Raw genomic sequence first — 17,899 nt, forward strand, 5'->3', positions numbered from 1 at the left:
GTGTTGATGCTTTTCGTAGCTGCTGCATCTGCATCGGTAGCCTGGGTCGAGCGTAGCGACACCCGGGGTATTCTCTCCTGGGTATCGCTGCGCTCAACCCAGGCTACTTGCCCGCTACGTCATTGGATGTGCGTCGCCTAACCGCAACGCGTTCAACTGCGCCTCACCCCTATCTACTCGCTTGGCTATCTACGTTTGGCGAACCCCAGCGCGGGGTGAAAGCGCCAGCCGCGGTCGTTATCCGGCAGGCTAATGGTGCCGAAGCGTTTGGCGCAGGCCTCCAGGGGCATGTCCAGTTCCTGGGCCAGTTCATCGAGCGCGGTGAGGTAGTCGGTTGTGCCCCAGGGGCTGATGCGCGGGCCGGCTAGTTCGCTGTCGGCGATGCGCTGGTTTTTGCTTTTATCTATCTCCACATACACCACCTCGTAGCGGCGCTTGCCGGGGTCGATGCGGGTCAGTTGGTAGTCCTCGCCGTCTTCATCGGGTAGTAGCACCAACTCGACACGCGGCAGGGGATCCCAGCGGAACGGCTGTTGTTGCTGGGCGATGGCGGTGAGGTGCAGCAGCGGTTGGTGCCAGCCGTCATGGGCGTTGAGTTCGCGGTTCTGGCTGCTTTGTCGCCGCCGCTCGCGCTCTGACAGCATGGCCGGGTCTGGCTCGGCTTTATGCAGCATCCAGTCCTGCAGGCGCGCGTGTTCCAGGTCGACCAGGTTGCCGTTGTGGTTAAGCGGTGCCGGCCGTTCGAGGATGCGCGGACGGGCGTCGATGCGTTGGTACTGCTCGGCCTCCAGCAGCTTATCCAAACGATAGGAATTCAATAGCCAGGGGCGTTCGTTCTCGAAACCCGGTTTGCAGAACGCCGGTTGGTCGCGGTGTTCAGCGTGGCGCAGGTTGCTGTCGAAGACCTGCACATTGACCAATGCGCAGGGCTCGGGACGATGCCGCCGTACGCGGCCAGCGAGCTGGATCAGCGAACGCATGGACGAGGGCTCGACCACCGCCCAGTCGTAATCATGGTCGCGGCCGACTTCAGTGACCGGCGAGCCAAGCACGATAAACAGCTGCTCCGGCTCGTCGAAATCGGTCAGCCGTTGGCGAATATCCGGCAGCGCGAACACCGCATCGGGCTGCTCACGTTTGAGGGTGGCATCCAGCCGGCTCTCGATGGCCGAGCGCAGCAGCAGGGGAAATTGCGAGTGGTAGACGCACAGGTGAATCCGCATGCCTTCGGCCGCACCCAGGCGAAACAGCGCCAGGGCCACGTCGAACAGCGGTTCGATATTGGCCATGCGCACCAGGCCGAAGCTGACCCGCTTGCCGCTGTGCGGATCGAGCGTGGCGTGCTCACCATGCAGTTTTTGCGCGGCAGCGAGCACCTGCTCGGCGAAGGCCTGACGAATTTCCTCCGGGCGCTGGCTGGCAAAACGCAGCGGCAGCAATTGGCAGTGGCGCCGTGCCGCCTGTTCGCCGAGCCAGGCGTGGCGGCGCTGGGCAAAGTCGTGATGGGCCGCACTGAATGCCGCGCTATCGCTACAGTCCAGCCGCGTTTGCCGTTGTTCGTCGACCCAGGCGCAGGCGATATCCGGCAGCTCGCCAGGACGCTCGCCACGGTGCTGCTGGTATTCGATCCGCCCCGCGCGGTAGGCCTCGAACAGGCCATAGATCAGCGCCGGCGGCAGGGTGGCCGAAGACAGCAAGACGCGACTGCCAAGCAGCCCGGCCCAGTGCACCAGGCGCGCCAGGGCCGGCAGGTCGGCGATGTCGAAATCGTCCGGTTCGTCGAGCACCAGGTCGCTGCTCATCAGGCGCAGCATGGGGGCGATCTGCCGGCCGCCGCGCTGGCTTTCGGTGGCGGGGGTTAGGTGGTCGATGGTGCAGACCAGCAGCGGCGCGACTAGCAAGGCGCGCACCTGGGGTTCGTGGATCACCTTGTTGGGCAGCGGGTGGGCGTCTTCGTTGCCGTCGAAACGCACATGGCCGTCGTCGTCGAACAGCGCCTGGCTCGACGCCGAGCCGCTGCGCTCGGCTACGTCCGCTTGGTGCTCGAACAGCTCGCGGCTGGCGGTGCCACCCACGCGGATCGCCAGGTCGTCTTCGCCCAGGCGCAGGCGCTCGCGAAAGGCCTGCCCGGTTTGCAGGGTCAGGCTGCGCAAGCCAAGGGCGAAGGCGCAGCGCATGCCGCGCTCGGGGTCGTTCAGGGCATACATGATGCGCGCGTTAGCCAAGGTCTTGCCGCAGCCGGTGGAGGCCATATTGACGATAAAAGCACCGTGCCGAGCAGCCTGCTCGCGCATGCCGGCGGCCAGGTCGAAGGCTTTGTCCTGCCAGCGGAAACGCTCATCGCGGCTGCGCTTCTTCAAGCCTTTATGCCGCGCCAAACGCGGCAGGCTGCGCTCGAAATCCGCCAGGCGGTGGCAGATCAGCGCGGCATTGGCCTCAACGCCAAGCAAGTGCTCATCGAGGCCCTGGTTGGGCTTGCCGCTCTTGCGTTCGGTATTGGCCCACAGCGGATAGTCGGTTTCGCCCTGCACCCGGCCCGCGCCGGTGAGGCTGGAGTAGTAGTGGTCGGCGAGCATCAGGCTCAGGCGCGACAGGTGCATCAAGTAGGGGCTGCGCAACCAGTCGTGCGGGCCACGGCGCGGCAACAGGGCCAGCAGCCGCTCGGCCTGTTTGCTGGCGCGCTTGCACCAGCGTTCGGTAGTCACCGGCAGGCCGTGGGGGAACTGCCAGTAGGGCTCTATCAGCGCCTTGTCCTGGGTGCGGCAGTGCTCGTTCCAGGCGGCGTCGATATCGCCCGGTACGCTCTTGAGCATGCCGAACTGGAAGCTGCGGATTTTGCCGCCCAGGCTGCCGTCCTCACCGGGCATTTGCGGCAAACGGTGATGGGTGAGCACCAACCAGGACAGCGCGGCGGCCAATGGCGGCAGGCTTTTGAAGGGTTTGTCGCAGCCAGGGTCGAGGCCGTCGCGTTGCAGACGGCTAAGCCAACTGGCGTGGTCTTCGGCCGAGGGATTGGCCAGGCGCGCCAGCCAGGTCGGGTCCTCATCATTGCCGACAAAGGCCTGGAACAGCCGCAGCGAGGTCCACTCGTGGCGGTACAGGTTGCGCTCCATGGGCGCGCCGGGCTTTAGGCGGTTCTGAAACGCTAGGCTGGCCTTGCCCAGGTCGTGCAGCAGCGCCGCCAGGGTGCTGAGCAGGCAGATGTCCTCGGCGCTGTGCCAGTCGTTCTCGTCGCTCTTGCGCAGCACGTCGCGCTGGGTGCTGTTGGTCGGCACCGCGCCTTGCACGTTGAAGCGGCTGGCGTCGCCAACTATCCACAGCAGCTCGCTGTGGTCGCGCCCGCGAATCCAGTGGCAGGCCACGGCGGTGTTGCGCCGGGCGCTTTTCTTCAGCAGCTTGCGCAGGGTATCCAGGCCGGCCTGGGTGATCGGCGTTTGCCAGGTGCGCTCGCCGCGACGCTCGGCAAACTGGTCAAGGATGCGCCGGCTTTCCACCAGGGCGCGCTTGTCACACTGGGCGATCAACAGGATATTCATCGGCCGGTCTGCTCGGCCACGGCCTTGAGCGTGTCGATCATAAAGTCCAGCGACTCGCTGCGGATCAGGTTCTCGATGCAGGCCTGGCGGAACTCCTGTTCCTCATCGCCGCGCACAGCGCTGACAAAAGCCTGCGGCAGGATGGTGGCGTCCTTGACCAGGTCGGCGACATCGAACACCAGGCCGCCGCGCCGGGTCTTGCCGTGCAGCACCGCCAGGCCATGGGGAATGCCCAGCACCCAGGTGGCAGTGGCGCCCAAGCCGTAGGCCAGGTAGTTGCCGTGGTCAAGAAAGCGGTTGGCCGGATCACCGCCACTGCCGCCCTTGGCACGGGTGAAATCACCATAGCCCGAGGCGCGTGCGGCCAGGGCGAACAGGCGCTTGCTCAGCCGCGCTTCCTCGGTCAGCAGAAAGGTATTGTCCTGCGCCGCTTCAATGGCGAGCAGCGAGGCATCAAGGGCGCCCTCCAGCTCGGCGGTGTCGATATTAAAACCGGCATCGCGCAGTACGCGGCTCTGCCAGCCCTGGCGGATACGCTGCAACCGTGCGCACTGGAAGGCCTTGGCCGCCGCCAGGCGCAAGCTGTCGTCGAACCAGAAGCGCACCCATTGCTGCAGGTATTCGGTGGGCCGGTACTCGCTTTGCGGCGAGAACCAGGCGACCTCGATATCCACCTCGTTGGCGGAAAATAACGGCGTACCACCGCCCCCGCAGAATCCGACCAACACGCCGGCCTTGGCCAACTCGCGCATCGCCGCCTGGGTCACCGAGGTGCCGGTGCCAAGCAGTATCGTGGTGGTATTGGCGATGGGGATATTCCAGTACAGCGACTGCTTGCCAGCATCGGTCACGTACTCGACCCGCCCACCATTGACCAGCACGCGGCAGTGCTGCAGGTAATAAATATTGGCGCGCTTGGAATGCAGGATCGTCTTAAGATCGCTGGCGCTGAAATCGTCCATGAGGCCTCCCGCCGATAAGGTGCTGGCATTCTGGCGCATATCTGAAGATTTGAAACGCAGCCGCGCTCAGACGCTTCGATCCACAGTCCTGAATAGAAACCTTCTAAATATCCACTGCCTAAATAATCGCCATATCGTTATCGGCGAGCGGCCGCATCGCCTACTGCATGCAAACACCCAAGGCGTTATTCTGACGTCTCGATTTACCGCCAGGGCCGACCGCTCATGCACTACCAAAACATCCTGTTCGACCTCGACGGCACGCTGACCGACCCGCGTGAGGGCATCACGCGGTCGGTGCAGCATGCGCTGGCGCAACTGGATATCCATGAGCCTGATCTGGCCACGCTGGAGCATTTTATCGGGCCGCCGCTGCTGCAGTGCTTTATGCAGGCCTACCAGTTCGACGAGGCCACGGCCTGGCAGGCGGTGAATCACTACCGCGAGCGTTTTCGTGAGGTCGGGCTGTACGAGAATCAGGTGTTCGACGGGGTAGGCGAGCTTCTTGAGCTGCTGCTGCAGCAGAACCGCACGCTGTATATCGCCACCAGCAAGCCGACGGTGTTCGCCGCGGAAATTGCCCGACATTTCGATTTTGCCCGGCACTTTAAGGTGATCTACGGCAGTGAGCTGGACGGCACGCGCACCGACAAGGTCGAGTTGATTGGCCATCTGGTGCAGCAGGAGCAACTATCGCCCGAAGACACGCTGATGATCGGTGATCGCAAGCACGACGTGATCGGGGCGAAGCGTAACGGGCTGGATGCGGCAGCGGTGGGCTATGGCTTCGGCAGTCTGGCGGAGCTGCAGGCCGAGGCGCCAACCTATCACTTCAATAGCCTGGCCGACCTGCATCGGGCATTTGCTGGCTAAGCCGCAGGAGCGCCCAGGCTTGGAGCCTGAACGCCCCGCGGTGGTGGCCTAGTCATTGCGCTGGTAGATGATCTTCTTGGTGCCGCCATCGCAGCTGCCCACCACCATGTTGGGGTCCTGGGCTTCTTCATTGGGCACGATTTCCAGGGTGTAGCTGGCGACGCCGGCAGCCTGGATTTTCACTTCGATTTCCTGCTTCAACTCTTCGCACGGCTTGGGCGCCGCCAGGGCGGTGCTGCCGAGCAGGCCAAGCAATACGGCCAGGGTCCATTTGTTCATCGTGACGCTCCTGTTGTCGGGGGATTGCCAGCGTTGGACTGGTGTCGAGGCGGGCAAGTTCTGGACGTCACTCGCTATTCAACCGTTGCAAGGTTTGCTCCCGCTCGGCGGCAGGCAAGGCGCCCAGTGCTTCGACCTGGGCATAGAAGCGCGCCCAGTCCGCTCCGGCCTGACGAAACAGCACGGCGAAGGCCGGGACCCAGCGATCGTAGAGGCCGAACGGCAGCAGTTTGGCGTTGTTCAGAGGCGCTTCGATCCAGCCGTCATAACGCCCGACGCCACCCCATTCGCGGTCGCGCAACTGGCGGTATTCGGTACGCAATCGGTCGAACTCCGCCTGCTTGGCGACGCGCATCGACGCCGCGTCGCGCTCGCTGGCATACAGCTGCTGCAGCCGCGTGCGGCTCGCCAGCACCAGCGCGGTGAACTGCTGGCGCTGGCGGTCGCCCTCGGGATCGGCGGCAGGCTTGCCGTGGTGCAGCTGCCACTGGCGCAGGCCTTCGCGCTCGACGAAGGTCGCGAAGGATTCGTTGAAGGCGCTGTCGTCTTTCACATACAGCTGTTGGTGCGCCAGTTCGTGGAAGATCAGCGCGACCAGGCGCTCGTCGCTCCAGCGCAGCATGGTGTTGAGGATCGGATCGTCAAACCAGCCGAGGGTCGAATAGGCCTCGACGCCGCCCAGGTAGGTGTCCAGCCCCTGCTGTTTGAGCAGTGCCGCCGCGCCGCGCGCGCGAGTCTGGCTGTAGAAGCCGCGGTAGGCCACGCAGCCAGCGACGGGAAAGCAATGCAGCTCGGGCGTTACTGCAAACTCGGGCGTGGCGAACAGGTTCCACACCACGTAAGGCCGCTGGATATCGGCGTACAGGCGGTAACTGCCGTTGTCCGGCAGGCCCAGCTCGCCGCTGGCAAAGCTGCGCGCCCGCCGCGCCAGGGCCAGGCGCTCGCGCAAACGGACGTCGACGCTGGGGTCATCAAGCAGGCCGGCAATCGGCTGGCGAGCCTGCAACAGCTGCACATGACCCACAGCCAGATGCCCGTAGTAGTCCAGGGTGCCGCAGCCGCCAAGCAGCAACGCGGCGCACAGCGCAACCGCGCGGCGGCGCCAGCGGTCGACTGCGAGAGAGAACGAAGAAAAGGTCATGTCGCCACCTAGGGTCTGTTGCCGTTTCAGCACGACCGCGCCGGAGCCGCCTAGGTTGCGCGCAAAATCTCGCCAAGCGGTGTTGTGGGACTTGGCAAGGGAAAACGCGGACGGCTAGTCCATTGCCTGCGTCCCACACCTAGCTGGCGAGATTTTTCGCGGCAACGCGGCTTGTGCTGAAACGGCAACAGACCCTACCGCATTGCTGCTGCTTGCTCTAGCGGAACGGCGTAGGCTGAACACATCACGTTTACCTGGAGATCACCATGCGTTACTTCGCGTTGTTCATTGCCGGCCTGCTGCTTGCGGGCTGCGCTTCGCCTTTGCCGCCGCGCGACCCTGCGCTCGCCTGGGTCAACCTTCACAGCAGTGCGGGTGAGTTACTGATGGCCGAGCGGCTGGACGACAAACGTCTCGATGACGGCCGCTACTTCCAGCTGACGCCGGGTGCCCATGAACTGCTGGTGCGCTTTCAATTCGAGGTGGCAGGTGGTGGCGGTGACCTGATGGGCGAGCCCGTGCAGCGCACCTGCGAAATCCGTATCCGCCATGACGCGTTCCAGGCGGGGCGGGTGTATCGGCTGGAAGCCCGGTCGATGGTGATGAGCGCCCAGGCCTGGCTCTATGACGATCAGCGCAGGCTGCTGGCCCGAGGCAAGGTCATGCGCTGCGGCACGTTCTGACCAGTGCCGCCGCAGTGGTAGGGGCGCCGCGGTAATGGCGAAGCCACCGTCAACCTTATCGAGAGTAGCCTCAGCCTTGGCGTCGATGCATTTAGCAGTCACGTAGGGTGCGCCACGCGCACCGCAGCGCGGGTAGGGGGTGCGCACGGCGCACCCTACGAGGGAAGTCACTGCCGGTTCAGGCGTCGAGGGTCGCTTCCAGGGTGATTTCCGCGTTCAGTACCTTGGACACCGGGCAGCCATTCTTGGCGGTTTCCACCGCCTGCTCGAAGGCTGCGCGGTCCGCCCCCGGAATGCGCGCCTTGAGGGTCAGGTGCACTGCGGTAATGGCGAAGCCACCGTCGACCTTGTCGAGGGTGACCTCGGCCTTGGTTTCGATGCTTTCAGCGGTCATGCCGGCTTCGCCCAGCTCTTTCGACAATGCCATGGAAAAACAGCCGGCATGGGCCGCGCCGATCAGCTCTTCCGGGTTGGTGCCGGGCTGATCCTCGAAACGCGTATTGAAGCCATAGGGGTTGTTCGACAGGGCGCCGCTCTGGGTGGAGATGGTGCCTTTGCCGTCCTTGATGCCACCTTGCCAGTGGGCCGATGCGGTCTTTTTCATCTGTGTTCTTCCGTTCGTGAGGGGTACAGAGTTCAGAGGGACGCAGGCGGTACAAGTTCGGCAAATCGCTGCTAGCGCAGCTCAGCGAGAATCTCGAAGGCGTGCAGACGGTCGGCGAAGTCGTACATGTCACAGGTGAAGATCAGCTCGTCAGCGCCGGTCTGCTCCAACAGCACCTCGAGGCGCGCGCGGATTTTCTCTGGGCCACCGACCATCGCCATGCCGAAGAAGCCACCCACCGCCTCTTTCTCGTGGGGCAGCCACAGGCCTTGCATCGTCTCAACCGGCGGTTTCTGCACCAGGCTCTGGCCGCGGATCAACGCCAGAATGCGCTGATAAGCAGAAGTCGCCAGGTACTCGGCCTGCTCGTCGGTATCCGCCGCCAGCAGCGGCACACCGAGCATCACGTAAGGCCGGTCGAGCACCGCAGAAGGCTTGAAGTGATTGCGGTACACGCGGATGGCTTCGTGCATGTAGCGCGGCGCAAAATGTGACGCGAAGGCATATGGCAGTCCCTTTTCGCCGGCCAGCTGGGCGCTGAACAGACTGGAGCCGAGCAGCCAGATCGGCACTTCGGTGCCGCTGCCGGGCATGGCGATCACGCGCTGATCCGGGGTACGCGGGCCCAGGTAGCGCTGCAGCTCCTCGACATCGCGAGGGAAATCGTCGGCACTGCCGGACCGCTCGCGGCGCAGCGCGTGGGCGGTGAACTGGTCGGCGCCCGGTGCGCGGCCCAGGCCCAGGTCGATACGGCCGGGATACAGGGTGGCAAGCGTGCCGAACTGTTCGGCAATCACCAGCGGCGCATGATTGGGCAGCATCACCCCGCCGGAGCCGACGCGGATACGCGAAGTGCCCGCCGCCAGGTAGCCGAGCAGCACCGCCGTGGCGGAGCTGGCGATGCCATCCATGTTGTGGTGTTCCGCAACCCAGAAGCGGGTGAAGTCGAGCGCCTCGACATGCCGGGCCAGGGCCAGAGAATTGTGCAGCGCCTGTTCCGGGCCGCCATCATCACGGATCGGCGCCAGGTCCAGGGTGGAAATACGGATATCGTTCAACGCGCTCATAAGCCTGCCTACAGCGGATGACCCGAACTGCAACGCCATTGGCGTTCCGTTCGCGTCTTACCTGAGTGAAATAGTAGGGCTTACTCTAAGGGCTCGAAGCGCCCCCGGCCAGAGGGCACTTTCGAGTGGATAAGCCACCTTTCGGTAAGCATTGGCGCCGATCAGCCCACTGGCATAGAGCGCCGCCACGCCATCAGCTGTGGTCGATGCGGAAACCGACCTTGAGGATGACCTGATAGTGGCCGACCTTGCCGTCTTCGATATGGCCGCGGGTCTCGACGACCTCGAACCACTCCATCAGCTTGACGCTTTTCGAGGCCTCGGCCAGGGCATTGCTGATGGCGTCCTCGATGCTGGTGGGCGAGGAACCGACCAGATCGATCAATTTGTAGGTGTGATGCGACATAGCGTTCTCCACTTCGCGATAAGCCTCCGTGCGACAGGTGCGTCCCTGCCTAGTTGAGGCCGGACCAACGGCCTAAAAGTTCAGCCGCGATATACCCGCCCACGCGCAGGCGCCAGCAGTTACGGGTTCTGCAGCTTTTCGCTGGATTGGCGCTGATAAGTGAAGGGTGGGGTGCTGACGAGCTAGGCCGTCGGCGGCGCCAACGCCTGGCGCAACCACTGCGCGAGTTGCTCGGCGCGGCGGTCGGCGCGGCGTAAGGGCACCAGCAGAACCAGCCGCGCCGGTGTTTCAACAAAGCCCCAGGGCGCCAACAGCCGACCGCCGGCCAAATCGTCAGCGACCAGCTGCTGCGGTGCGATGGCGACGCCCAGGCCCGCCGCGGCAGCTTCCAGTAGGTAATAAAGGTGCTCGAAACCCTGGCCATACCCGAGGCGTTCCGGCGCCAGCTGGCGGGCCCTGGCCCAGCTTGGCCAGGCCTGTGGCCGCGAAGTGGTGTGCAGCAGCGGCTCGTCGAGCAAGGCCGCCTCAGGCGCCTGGCGCAGTGCGTCGAAGCCAGCGTAGCGAGGGCTCAGCACCGGGCCGATACACTCGTTGGCCAACTCATACACCTGCATGTCGCTCGGCCAGGGCGGCTGTGCGAACAGCAAGGTGGCATCCACTCCTGGCCGTCGCGGATCGAGTTCACCCTCACTGGCCGAAAGCTGTAGACGCAGCTCAGGCAACTCTCGGTTAAGGCGATCCAAACGCGGGATGAACCAGCGCGCCAACAAGCTGCCCGGGCAACCAAGTACGAATGGGGCGTCCGCCGTCTGCCGCTTGAGATCCGCGCAGGTATCGCTCAGACGCTCGAAGACCTCGGAGGCCGTGTCACGCAGGCGCATACCTGCATTGGTGAGCTTGACGCCACGGCCATCCTTGTCGAACAGACTGATACCCAGCTGTTCTTCCAGCACGCGAATCTGCCGGCTAATGGCGCCATGGGTCACGTGCAGCTCCTCGCCAGCACGACTGATACTTTGCCAGCGGGCCGCAGCCTCAAACGCACGCAAGGCATTCAGCGGAGGTAGATTTTGGCTCATGCGTATGGGAGTTTTCCTGACAGATCAGGCCACTCTAGCTGCTTTCCCGCTGGGCGGCCATTGCGAAGACACTACCGTCGTTCGATCTGGTGGTCGCTACCGCTCGTGGTGATCTGCGGCTCATCGCCGTGCCATTCCAGTTGATGGCCGCTACCGCTGATATCCACGTTCGCCGGGCCGTCGAAACCCAGCGTAAGGATGTTGTCTGCCCCATACACGGCTACCGGTGCAGCCCGCTCAGGCTCACCACGGAGGCTCGCTTCGACACGATGCCCGCCGCCACTTACATCCAGCTGATCAATCCGCTCTGCCTGCACCTGATTGGCGATCCCGGTGATCTCCACCCCTTTGGCATCGACCAGTACGATGACCTGCTCCGACCCGTGAACTTCGACCTGCCCGCATTCGCCACTCAAGCGGAACTGGTTGCCATTTCCGGTAATGCTCACGTCTTCACCCTTGCACGGGATATCGCGCGATACGCTGATCCCATCCAGCTCAAGCGCTTGCGCCTGAGACACGCCTGCCAGCAACGCCAGCGTTACTGCCGAGACCCTGATTCTGTGCTTCATGACCCGCTCTCCCTTGTCGGCCCAGCGCCGAGACAATTCGGACCCTCCAGGCTGAAACGAAGTTCTGCGCTGGACAACCGCGGCTGCCTGTAAAGCAACCTTTTACTGTGAGTTTTTCTAACAGTTCGTCGCGCGTTAATCGCTGGTTTCCAGAGCGGCCGGAGATACAATGACGCCATCGCTTACCACTCCCTCTGCTGAGGGAAACGCAGGAGCCATGCCATGACCTCTTTACGCACCGGACCCGACGCCAGTGGCCTGTTCGGCCATTTCGGCGGCCAATATGTCGCCGAAACCCTGATGCCGCTGATTCACGACCTGGCCGACGAATACGAAAAGGCCAAGGACGATCCCGAGTTCCAGAAGGAACTGGCGTACTTCCAGCGTGACTTCGTCGGCCGGCCGAGCCCGCTGTATTTCGCCGAACGCCTGACCGAGCACTGCGGCGGCGCGAAGATCTACTTCAAGCGCGAGGAGCTCAATCACACCGGCGCGCACAAGATCAACAACTGCATCGGCCAGGTGCTGCTGGCGCGGCGCATGGGCAAAAAACGCATCATCGCCGAGACCGGCGCCGGTATGCATGGCGTGGCCACCGCCACCGTGGCCGCGCGCTTCGGCATGGAATGCGTGATTTTCATGGGCACCACCGACATTGATCGGCAGCAGGCCAACGTGTTCCGCATGAAGCTGCTGGGCGCCAAGGTGATTCCGGTGATCGCCGGCACCGGCACGCTCAAGGACGCGATGAACGAAGCGCTGCGCGACTGGGTGACCAACGTGCATAACACTTTCTACATGATCGGCACTGTTGCTGGCCCGCACCCGTACCCGGCGATGGTCCGCGACTTCCAGGCGGTGATCGGCAAGGAAACCCGCGACCAGTTGCTCGCCCAGGAAGGCCGTCTGCCCGACAGCCTGGTGGCGTGCATCGGCGGCGGCTCCAACGCGATCGGCCTGTTCCACCCGTTCCTCGACGACCAGAGCGTGAAAATCGTCGGCGTCGAAGCAGCCGGCCATGGCATCGAATCCGGCAAGCACGCCGCCAGCCTGAACGGCGGCGTACCGGGCGTGCTGCACGGCAACCGCACCTTCCTGCTGCAGGACGACGATGGCCAGATTATCGACGCCCACTCGATTTCCGCCGGCCTCGACTACCCCGGCATCGGCCCGGAACACGCCTGGCTGCACGAGATCGGCCGGGTCGAATACACCTCGGTAACCGATGACGAAGCCCTCGCCGCGTTCCATAAGTGCTGTCGCCTGGAGGGCATCATTCCGGCCCTGGAGAGCGCCCATGCGCTGGCCGAAGTGTTCAAGCGTGCACCGACGCTGCCCAAGGACCACCTGATGGTCATCAACCTGTCCGGCCGCGGCGACAAGGACATGCAGACCGTTATGCACCACTACGACGAACAGGAAGAACACATATGAGCCGCCTGCAAACGCGTTTCGCCGCACTCAAGGAGCAGAACCGCGCCGCACTGGTGACCTTTGTCACCGCGGGCGACCCGAACTACGACGCCTCGCTGGCGATTCTCAAGGGCCTGCCTGCCGCCGGTGCCGACGTGATCGAGCTGGGCATGCCGTTCACCGACCCGATGGCCGACGGCCCGGCCATCCAGCTGGCGAACATCCGCGCGCTGGAAGGCGGCCAGGACCTGGCGAAAACCCTGCAGATGGTGCGCGAGTTCCGCGAGGGCGAGCAGGAAACCCCGCTGGTGCTGATGGGCTATTTCAACCCCATCCACAAATACGGCGTCGAACGCTTTATCGCCGAAGCCAATGCATCCGGCGTCGACGGCCTGATCGTCGTCGACCTGCCGCCGGAACATAACGTCGACCTGTGCGACCCGGCGCAGATCGCCGGCCTGGACTTCATCCGCCTGACCACTCCGACCACCGACGACAAGCGCCTGCCTAAGGTGCTCAACGGCAGCTCCGGCTTCGTTTACTACGTGTCGGTGGCGGGCGTGACCGGAGCGGGCTCGGCGACGCTGGAGCACGTCGAAGAAGCGGTCGCGCGCCTGCGTCGGCATACCGACCTGCCGCTGTGCATCGGCTTCGGCATCCGCACGCCGGATCAGGCGGCAGCCATCGCCCGCCTCGCTGATGGCGTGGTCGTGGGTTCGGCACTGATCGACCACATTGCCAACGCAGCCAATAGCGAGCAGGCCGTGGAGGACGTGCTCAGCCTATGCGCCGCCCTGGCCAAAGGCGTACGCAACGCCCGCAGCTGACTGCAACTGCCGCAACGAAACACTCACGACTGGGCGTTTTGCTGCAACGTAGCCTGGGTCGAGCGAAGCGACACCCAGGACACCTCTTCCTGGGTATCGCGATGCTCAACCCGGGCTACCGACTGGCCGAAGGCGCCCAGGGCTGCGCAGATACCCGACCACACGCACGTGGATATCGCCGCTTATCCCTTCCTACGAAGGTTGATCTGCCTTGCCGTGATTATTCGACGCCGCCCGCCACGGTGCCGTACTGCTGCGCGCGCTGCGCCATTTTCTGCTTGCGGTAGCTGATGGCCGCAGCCGGCACCGGGGTGATGGTGCCGGTTTCCAGCCAGCGCTTGAGGCGATTGGCGTCGGCCATGTGGGTGTATTTGCCGAAGGCGTCCAACACCACGAACGCCACCGGCTTGTTGGCCATATGCGTACGCATCACCAGGCAGTGGCCAGCGGCATTGGTGAAGCCGGTCTTGCTCACCTGAATCGCCCAGTTCGGCTTGCGCACCAGCGCGTTGGTGTTGCGAAACCCCAGGCTGTAGCTGGGCTTGCGGAAGGTCACGGTCTGTTCCGAGGTGGTACTCAGCTGGGTCAGCAGCGGGTATTGCTGAGTCGCCTTGAGCAGCAGCACCAGGTCGCGCGCCGTGGAAACGTTGTTCAGCGACAACCCGGTCGGCTCGACGAAGCGCGTGTTGCTCATCCCCAGGGTCCGGGCCTTGGCATTCATGGCCGCGATAAAGGCCGGGTAACCGCCAGGGTAATGATGCGCCAGGCTCGATGCCGCGCGGTTTTCCGAGGACATCAGGGCCAGCAACAGCATGTTGTAGCGGCTGATTTCACTGCCGATGCGTACGCGGGAATGAACCCCGCGCATTTCCCAGTTATCGCGGATGGTGATCGCCAGCATTTGCTCCAAAGGCAGTTTGGCGTCGAGAGTCACTAGGCCGGTCATCAGCTTGGTAACCGAAGCAATCGGCACCACCACATCGGGGTTGCTGGAATACAGCACCTGGTTGGTTTGCAGATCCACCAGCATGGCGCTGCCGGCGGCAAGCTCCTGCTGCAACGCCAATGGGGCGGCGGAGGCATTGGCGGCAACGAGGTTCGATGCAACTACAAGGCTGCCGCAGAGCAACAGGCTTACTATCGAATTGAGGACTTTCACGGCACGCTTCGCAGTAGGTGAACGGTAGGGAGGTTCGGGGCGCGGGAGTATACGGACTTGCTCGCTGCAGTTGCAGTCTATGCGCTTTACCAGGCATCGCGCGCTTGTCCGCCGGGCGGCGCAGCTGGAAACCGGTCATAGCCTGAGCGCGGTGGCAGACGCGCTCGGAAAAATCACCGGCACCTCTGGGGGCGCACCCGGTCAACTGCCTTACATTCCCAGTGAAGCCTTTGCCATGACCCGATTCCTTTCCAGCACCCCCAGCGCCGAAGACATCCAGCGCGAAATCCGCAGCATGGTCAGCACCTTCGAGCAGTTGCGCCGCGGCGCCTCCCGAGACTCCCGCGCCCAGCTCGATGTCCTGCGCCTGCGCGCCGAACGGCTGCTGCACCGCTCGCGCTGGGACGACACCTACAGCGCCGTGCTGCGCAAGAGCCGCGACAGTGGCCACAGCACTGGCGACTACGTGCGCGAACGGCCGGTGTCGACAGTCGCCCTGGGCATTGCCGGCGCGGCCTTGCTCGGCTGGCTGGTCAGCCGTCGCTGATGTTCAGGACGGCACTGACGATGGCTGGAATCGTACTGCTCGCACCGCTGTCTGCCGCCGCTGGCGGAGACGCAGTGGCAAGCCAGGCGTACCACGTGCTGGTGGGCAGCTATGGCGAGGGCATCTACTCGTTTCGCTTTGACGCGCAGAGCGGTCGTATCGAAGGTCCGTTGGCCGTCGAACAGGCGGCCAACCCGTCCTGGCTGACCCTGAGCGCCGACCGGCGCCACCTGTACGCGGTGAATGAACAAGGCCGCGATGAGCCCGCAGGCGTTGGCCAGGTCAGCGCCTATGCGCTTGAGCCGGCGAGCGCGGCGTTAAGCCGGCTCAATCAGGTCGCCAGTCTGGGCGATCACCCGACTCACTCCAGCCTCAGCGCGGATGGCCGCTTCCTTTTTGTCGCCAATTACTCGGTCGCCCCGCAGGGTTCGCTGGCGGTATTACCGGTGCTGGCGGACGGCACGCTCGGGCCGGTGGCACAGATCGAATTCAACGCCGTTGCCGCGCGCGACGGCGCCAACCCCAAGCGTCAGGCATCGAGCCATGTGCATTCGGCAGTGCCGAGCCCGGACGGGCGCTTTCTGTTCGCTGCTGACCTCGGTCACGACCGCGTGTATGCCTACCGCTACCAGCCGGAGCGAGCGCAGCGGCCGTTGCAGGCCGTGCAGCCGGCCTATGCCGAATTGCCGACGGGCAGTGGGCCGCGGCATCTGCTGTTTCGCCGCGATGGCCGCTTCGCTTACCTCACCCTGGAGCTGACCGGCCAGGTTGCGCTGCTGCGCCATCGCGACGGGGTGCTGGACGTGCAGCAGACCCTCGACCTGGCACCAGCCGGCTTCAAGGGCGAGCAGGGTGCGGGGGCGCTGCACCTGTCAGCGGACGAGCGTTTTCTCTATGTGCTCAACCGCGGCGACGACAACCACCTGAGCGTGTTCGCTGTCACCGCGGACGACGGCCACCTGCGTCAGATCCAGCGGGTGCCGAGCCAGGGTACCCAGTCACGCGAATTCGCCATTGCCCCCGACGGGCGCTTTCTGTTGATCGCCAACCAGGGCAGCGACGCGCTCGTCGTACTGCCGCGCGATCCGGCCAGCGGCCTTCTCGGCAAGCCTATCCAACAGGTGAACGTCGGCGCCCCGTCCGACCTGGTATTTGTCCCGAACCCATGAAGAATTTCGAAACCCCAGTGTTCAAGCTTGGTCTGTTCGGCGCCCGCAGCAGCCTGGGCAGCGCCTTGTTGTGCGAGCTGCTGAGCCGTCAGCATGAAGTGGTCGCACTGCTCGGCGAGCTGAATGCCCTGCAGTCGCGTCCGGGTCTGCGTACCAAGCTGTGCGACCTGTTCGATGCAGTCAGCGTCAGCGAAGCGGTGGCCGGCACCGATGCGGTGATCTGCCTGTATGACCACAGCCTGTTGCCAATAGGCGGTGAAGATCGCCCGGCGCAACAGGGCGGCAGCCTGGCCGATGCGGTGACCGCCTTGTGCCTGGGCATGCCGCGGGCCGGCGTACGGCGGCTGTTGCTGGTGGCCGATTTCGACCAGGCCGACCCGGACCAGTTGGCGCGCCAGCACCTGCTCGACAGCGAACTGGTCTGGACCCTGGTCGCCGCGCCGCAAGGCCTGCACGGCGACTGGCGGTTGGATGACTTTCTCGATCCGGATCACCAGGACGAGGAACGTCGACGCCTGCGCAGCATCGCCTCCGGGATTGCCGACGAAGCGCAGCTGGACAATCACCTGCGCGAAGAAATCAGGTTCCGTTGCTGAGCCGCAGTTCTGCCTGCAACCAGCTGACAAAGGTCTCCGTCAGCCGCTGCCGACGTTTGCGTTCGGGCAGCACCAGGTAATAGCCGTACTCGGATTGCGCAACTTCATCGCCGAGCCGGCACAACAGCTTCTGCGCGAGCAGCTCATCGACCAGATGGCGCCAGCCGATGGCCACGCCCTGGCCGGCAATCGCTGCCTGGATCAGCAGGGTGTAATTGTCGAAGCGCATGCTGCCGGGGCTGGGCGTCTCGGCGATGGCAAAGGCGTGAAACAGCCCGGCCCAATCGAACCAGCGATTGCGGTTCTCGGGGCGCAAGTGCAGCAGCGGCAATTCCACCAGCGCGTCCACTGTCACCGGCTGTGGGTGATTGGCGAGCAGCTGCGGGCTGCACACCGGAAACACTTCTTCGCGAAACAGCAGCTGCGCCTCGGCGTGCTTGAAGCGGCCATCGCCGAAGTTGATCGCCACGTCGATCTCCGCAGGCAGGGCGCCGTGGTCGCGCTCGCTGGTGATCAGGCTGACATCGACCTCCGGGTGCAGCTGGTGAAACCGCTGCAGGCGCGGCATCAGCCAGTACGCGGCAAAGGCGAAGTCGGTCGCCACCTGCAGCACCTCGTGCTGTTGCTGCGCGGCAACCGCAGCCAGGCCCGCATCCAGGCTTTGCAGACCATCCTGCACGTAGCGCAGCAGCAGGGTGCCGGCCTCGGTCAGTGCGATGCCGCGGTAGACGCGGTCGAACAGCCGTGTGGTCAGTTGCTGCTCGAGCCGTTTGATCTGCTGGCTGATTGCCGGTTGGGTGCTCCCCAGCTCGGCGGCCGCAGCGGTAAAACTCAGCTGCCGTGCTGCGGATTCGAACACCCGCAAGCTGTCCAGCGACAGCCCTTCGATGCTTCTAAACATAAGCTGTGCTTATCCAAGCTATGTAATGAGGCCGGGTTTACCCTAATTTCGTTTGACCGGATGATCATTGCCGCACTGTCGCATA

Annotated in this window: 18 protein-coding genes; 7 read left to right on the forward strand and 11 right to left on the reverse strand. The window is 64.2% G+C overall.

Translation table 11 applies throughout. From position 1 onward, the window contains the following. Window positions 1-185: 185 nt before the first annotated feature. Both cas3f and cas1f read right to left on the reverse strand, forming a co-directional pair. Complete coding sequence (gene cas3f, locus ACX0MV_RS00725; RefSeq protein ID WP_458980573.1) at window positions 186-3,536, reverse strand: type I-F CRISPR-associated helicase Cas3f; 3,351 nt, start codon at window positions 3,534-3,536, stop codon at window positions 186-188. Beyond that, window positions 3,533-4,498: a type I-F CRISPR-associated endonuclease Cas1f gene (cas1f, locus tag ACX0MV_RS00730; RefSeq protein ID WP_458980574.1), complete on the reverse strand. Its 966-nt coding sequence runs from the start codon at window positions 4,496-4,498 to the stop codon at window positions 3,533-3,535. The genes cas3f and cas1f overlap by 4 nt, the downstream gene beginning before the upstream one ends. A gap of 225 nt (window positions 4,499-4,723) precedes the next feature. Here cas1f and ACX0MV_RS00735 point away from each other — a divergent pair, with 225 nt between their 5' ends. Beyond that, window positions 4,724-5,371, forward strand: a complete 648-nt coding sequence (locus tag ACX0MV_RS00735; protein ID WP_458980575.1) for an HAD family hydrolase — start codon at window positions 4,724-4,726, stop codon at window positions 5,369-5,371. Window positions 5,372-5,419: 48 nt separating this feature from the next. Here the strand turns inward: ACX0MV_RS00735 and ACX0MV_RS00740 are convergent, their stop codons facing one another. Continuing rightward, a complete protein-coding gene (locus ACX0MV_RS00740; RefSeq protein WP_458980576.1) occupies window positions 5,420-5,650 on the reverse strand; it encodes a DUF1161 domain-containing protein in 231 nt (76 codons plus the stop codon). Between the two features lie 67 nt (window positions 5,651-5,717). Further along, a complete protein-coding gene (locus tag ACX0MV_RS00745; protein ID WP_458980577.1) occupies window positions 5,718-6,791 on the reverse strand; it encodes an aminopeptidase in 1,074 nt (357 codons plus the stop codon). A gap of 266 nt (window positions 6,792-7,057) precedes the next feature. On the opposite strand from ACX0MV_RS00745, the gene ACX0MV_RS00750 reads away from it, so the two are divergent. Continuing rightward, entirely contained in the window at window positions 7,058-7,474 is a 417-nt protein-coding gene (locus ACX0MV_RS00750) for a PA0061/PA0062 family lipoprotein (protein ID WP_458980578.1), read from the forward strand. Between the two features lie 178 nt (window positions 7,475-7,652). Here the strand turns inward: ACX0MV_RS00750 and ACX0MV_RS00755 are convergent, their stop codons facing one another. The 5 genes from ACX0MV_RS00755 to ACX0MV_RS00775 form a co-directional block, all read right to left on the reverse strand. Beyond that, a complete protein-coding gene (locus ACX0MV_RS00755) occupies window positions 7,653-8,078 on the reverse strand; it encodes an OsmC family protein (RefSeq protein WP_458980579.1) in 426 nt (141 codons plus the stop codon). A gap of 71 nt (window positions 8,079-8,149) precedes the next feature. Further along, the gene (locus tag ACX0MV_RS00760; RefSeq protein WP_458980580.1) at window positions 8,150-9,145 is read right to left on the reverse strand and encodes an LLM class flavin-dependent oxidoreductase; all 996 of its coding nucleotides are present in this window, start codon (window positions 9,143-9,145) and stop codon (window positions 8,150-8,152) included. 193 nt (window positions 9,146-9,338) lie between these two features. Next, window positions 9,339-9,551, reverse strand: coding sequence for a dodecin (locus tag ACX0MV_RS00765; RefSeq protein ID WP_458980581.1), 213 nt, complete (start codon window positions 9,549-9,551; stop codon window positions 9,339-9,341). A 182-nt stretch (window positions 9,552-9,733) separates the two neighbouring features. After that, a complete protein-coding gene (locus ACX0MV_RS00770) occupies window positions 9,734-10,630 on the reverse strand; it encodes a LysR family transcriptional regulator (protein ID WP_458980582.1) in 897 nt (298 codons plus the stop codon). Between the two features lie 71 nt (window positions 10,631-10,701). Continuing rightward, window positions 10,702-11,202: a DUF3060 domain-containing protein gene (locus ACX0MV_RS00775; protein WP_458980583.1), complete on the reverse strand. Its 501-nt coding sequence runs from the start codon at window positions 11,200-11,202 to the stop codon at window positions 10,702-10,704. A gap of 222 nt (window positions 11,203-11,424) precedes the next feature. On the opposite strand from ACX0MV_RS00775, the gene trpB reads away from it, so the two are divergent. Then, complete coding sequence (gene trpB / locus ACX0MV_RS00780) at window positions 11,425-12,636, forward strand: tryptophan synthase subunit beta (protein ID WP_458980584.1); 1,212 nt, start codon at window positions 11,425-11,427, stop codon at window positions 12,634-12,636. After that, window positions 12,633-13,442, forward strand: a complete 810-nt coding sequence (gene trpA / locus ACX0MV_RS00785) for a tryptophan synthase subunit alpha (RefSeq protein WP_458980585.1) — start codon at window positions 12,633-12,635, stop codon at window positions 13,440-13,442. The genes trpB and trpA overlap by 4 nt, the downstream gene beginning before the upstream one ends. Before the next feature lie 220 nt (window positions 13,443-13,662). Here the strand turns inward: trpA and pbpG are convergent, their stop codons facing one another. Next, complete coding sequence (pbpG, locus tag ACX0MV_RS00790; protein WP_458980586.1) at window positions 13,663-14,601, reverse strand: D-alanyl-D-alanine endopeptidase; 939 nt, start codon at window positions 14,599-14,601, stop codon at window positions 13,663-13,665. A 79-nt stretch (window positions 14,602-14,680) separates the two neighbouring features. Here pbpG and ACX0MV_RS00795 point away from each other — a divergent pair, with 79 nt between their 5' ends. The 3 genes from ACX0MV_RS00795 to ACX0MV_RS00805 are packed head-to-tail and all read left to right on the forward strand — an operon-like array spanning window position 14,681 to window position 16,913. Beyond that, entirely contained in the window at window positions 14,681-15,148 is a 468-nt protein-coding gene (locus ACX0MV_RS00795) for an ElaB/YgaM/YqjD family protein (protein ID WP_458980587.1), read from the forward strand. Window positions 15,149-15,168: 20 nt separating this feature from the next. Next, window positions 15,169-16,317: a lactonase family protein gene (locus tag ACX0MV_RS00800; RefSeq protein WP_458980588.1), complete on the forward strand. Its 1,149-nt coding sequence runs from the start codon at window positions 15,169-15,171 to the stop codon at window positions 16,315-16,317. Next, window positions 16,314-16,913, forward strand: coding sequence for an NAD(P)H-binding protein (locus tag ACX0MV_RS00805; RefSeq protein WP_458980589.1), 600 nt, complete (start codon window positions 16,314-16,316; stop codon window positions 16,911-16,913). Before ACX0MV_RS00800 ends, ACX0MV_RS00805 begins: the two co-directional genes overlap by 4 nt. Here the strand turns inward: ACX0MV_RS00805 and ACX0MV_RS00810 are convergent. Beyond that, the gene (locus tag ACX0MV_RS00810; protein WP_458980590.1) at window positions 16,897-17,814 is read right to left on the reverse strand and encodes a choline sulfate utilization transcriptional regulator; all 918 of its coding nucleotides are present in this window, start codon (window positions 17,812-17,814) and stop codon (window positions 16,897-16,899) included. The genes ACX0MV_RS00805 and ACX0MV_RS00810 overlap by 17 nt on opposite strands. Between the last annotated feature and the right edge of the window lie 85 nt (window positions 17,815-17,899).

This window comes from Pseudomonas cistanchae, from assembly GCF_054483635.1.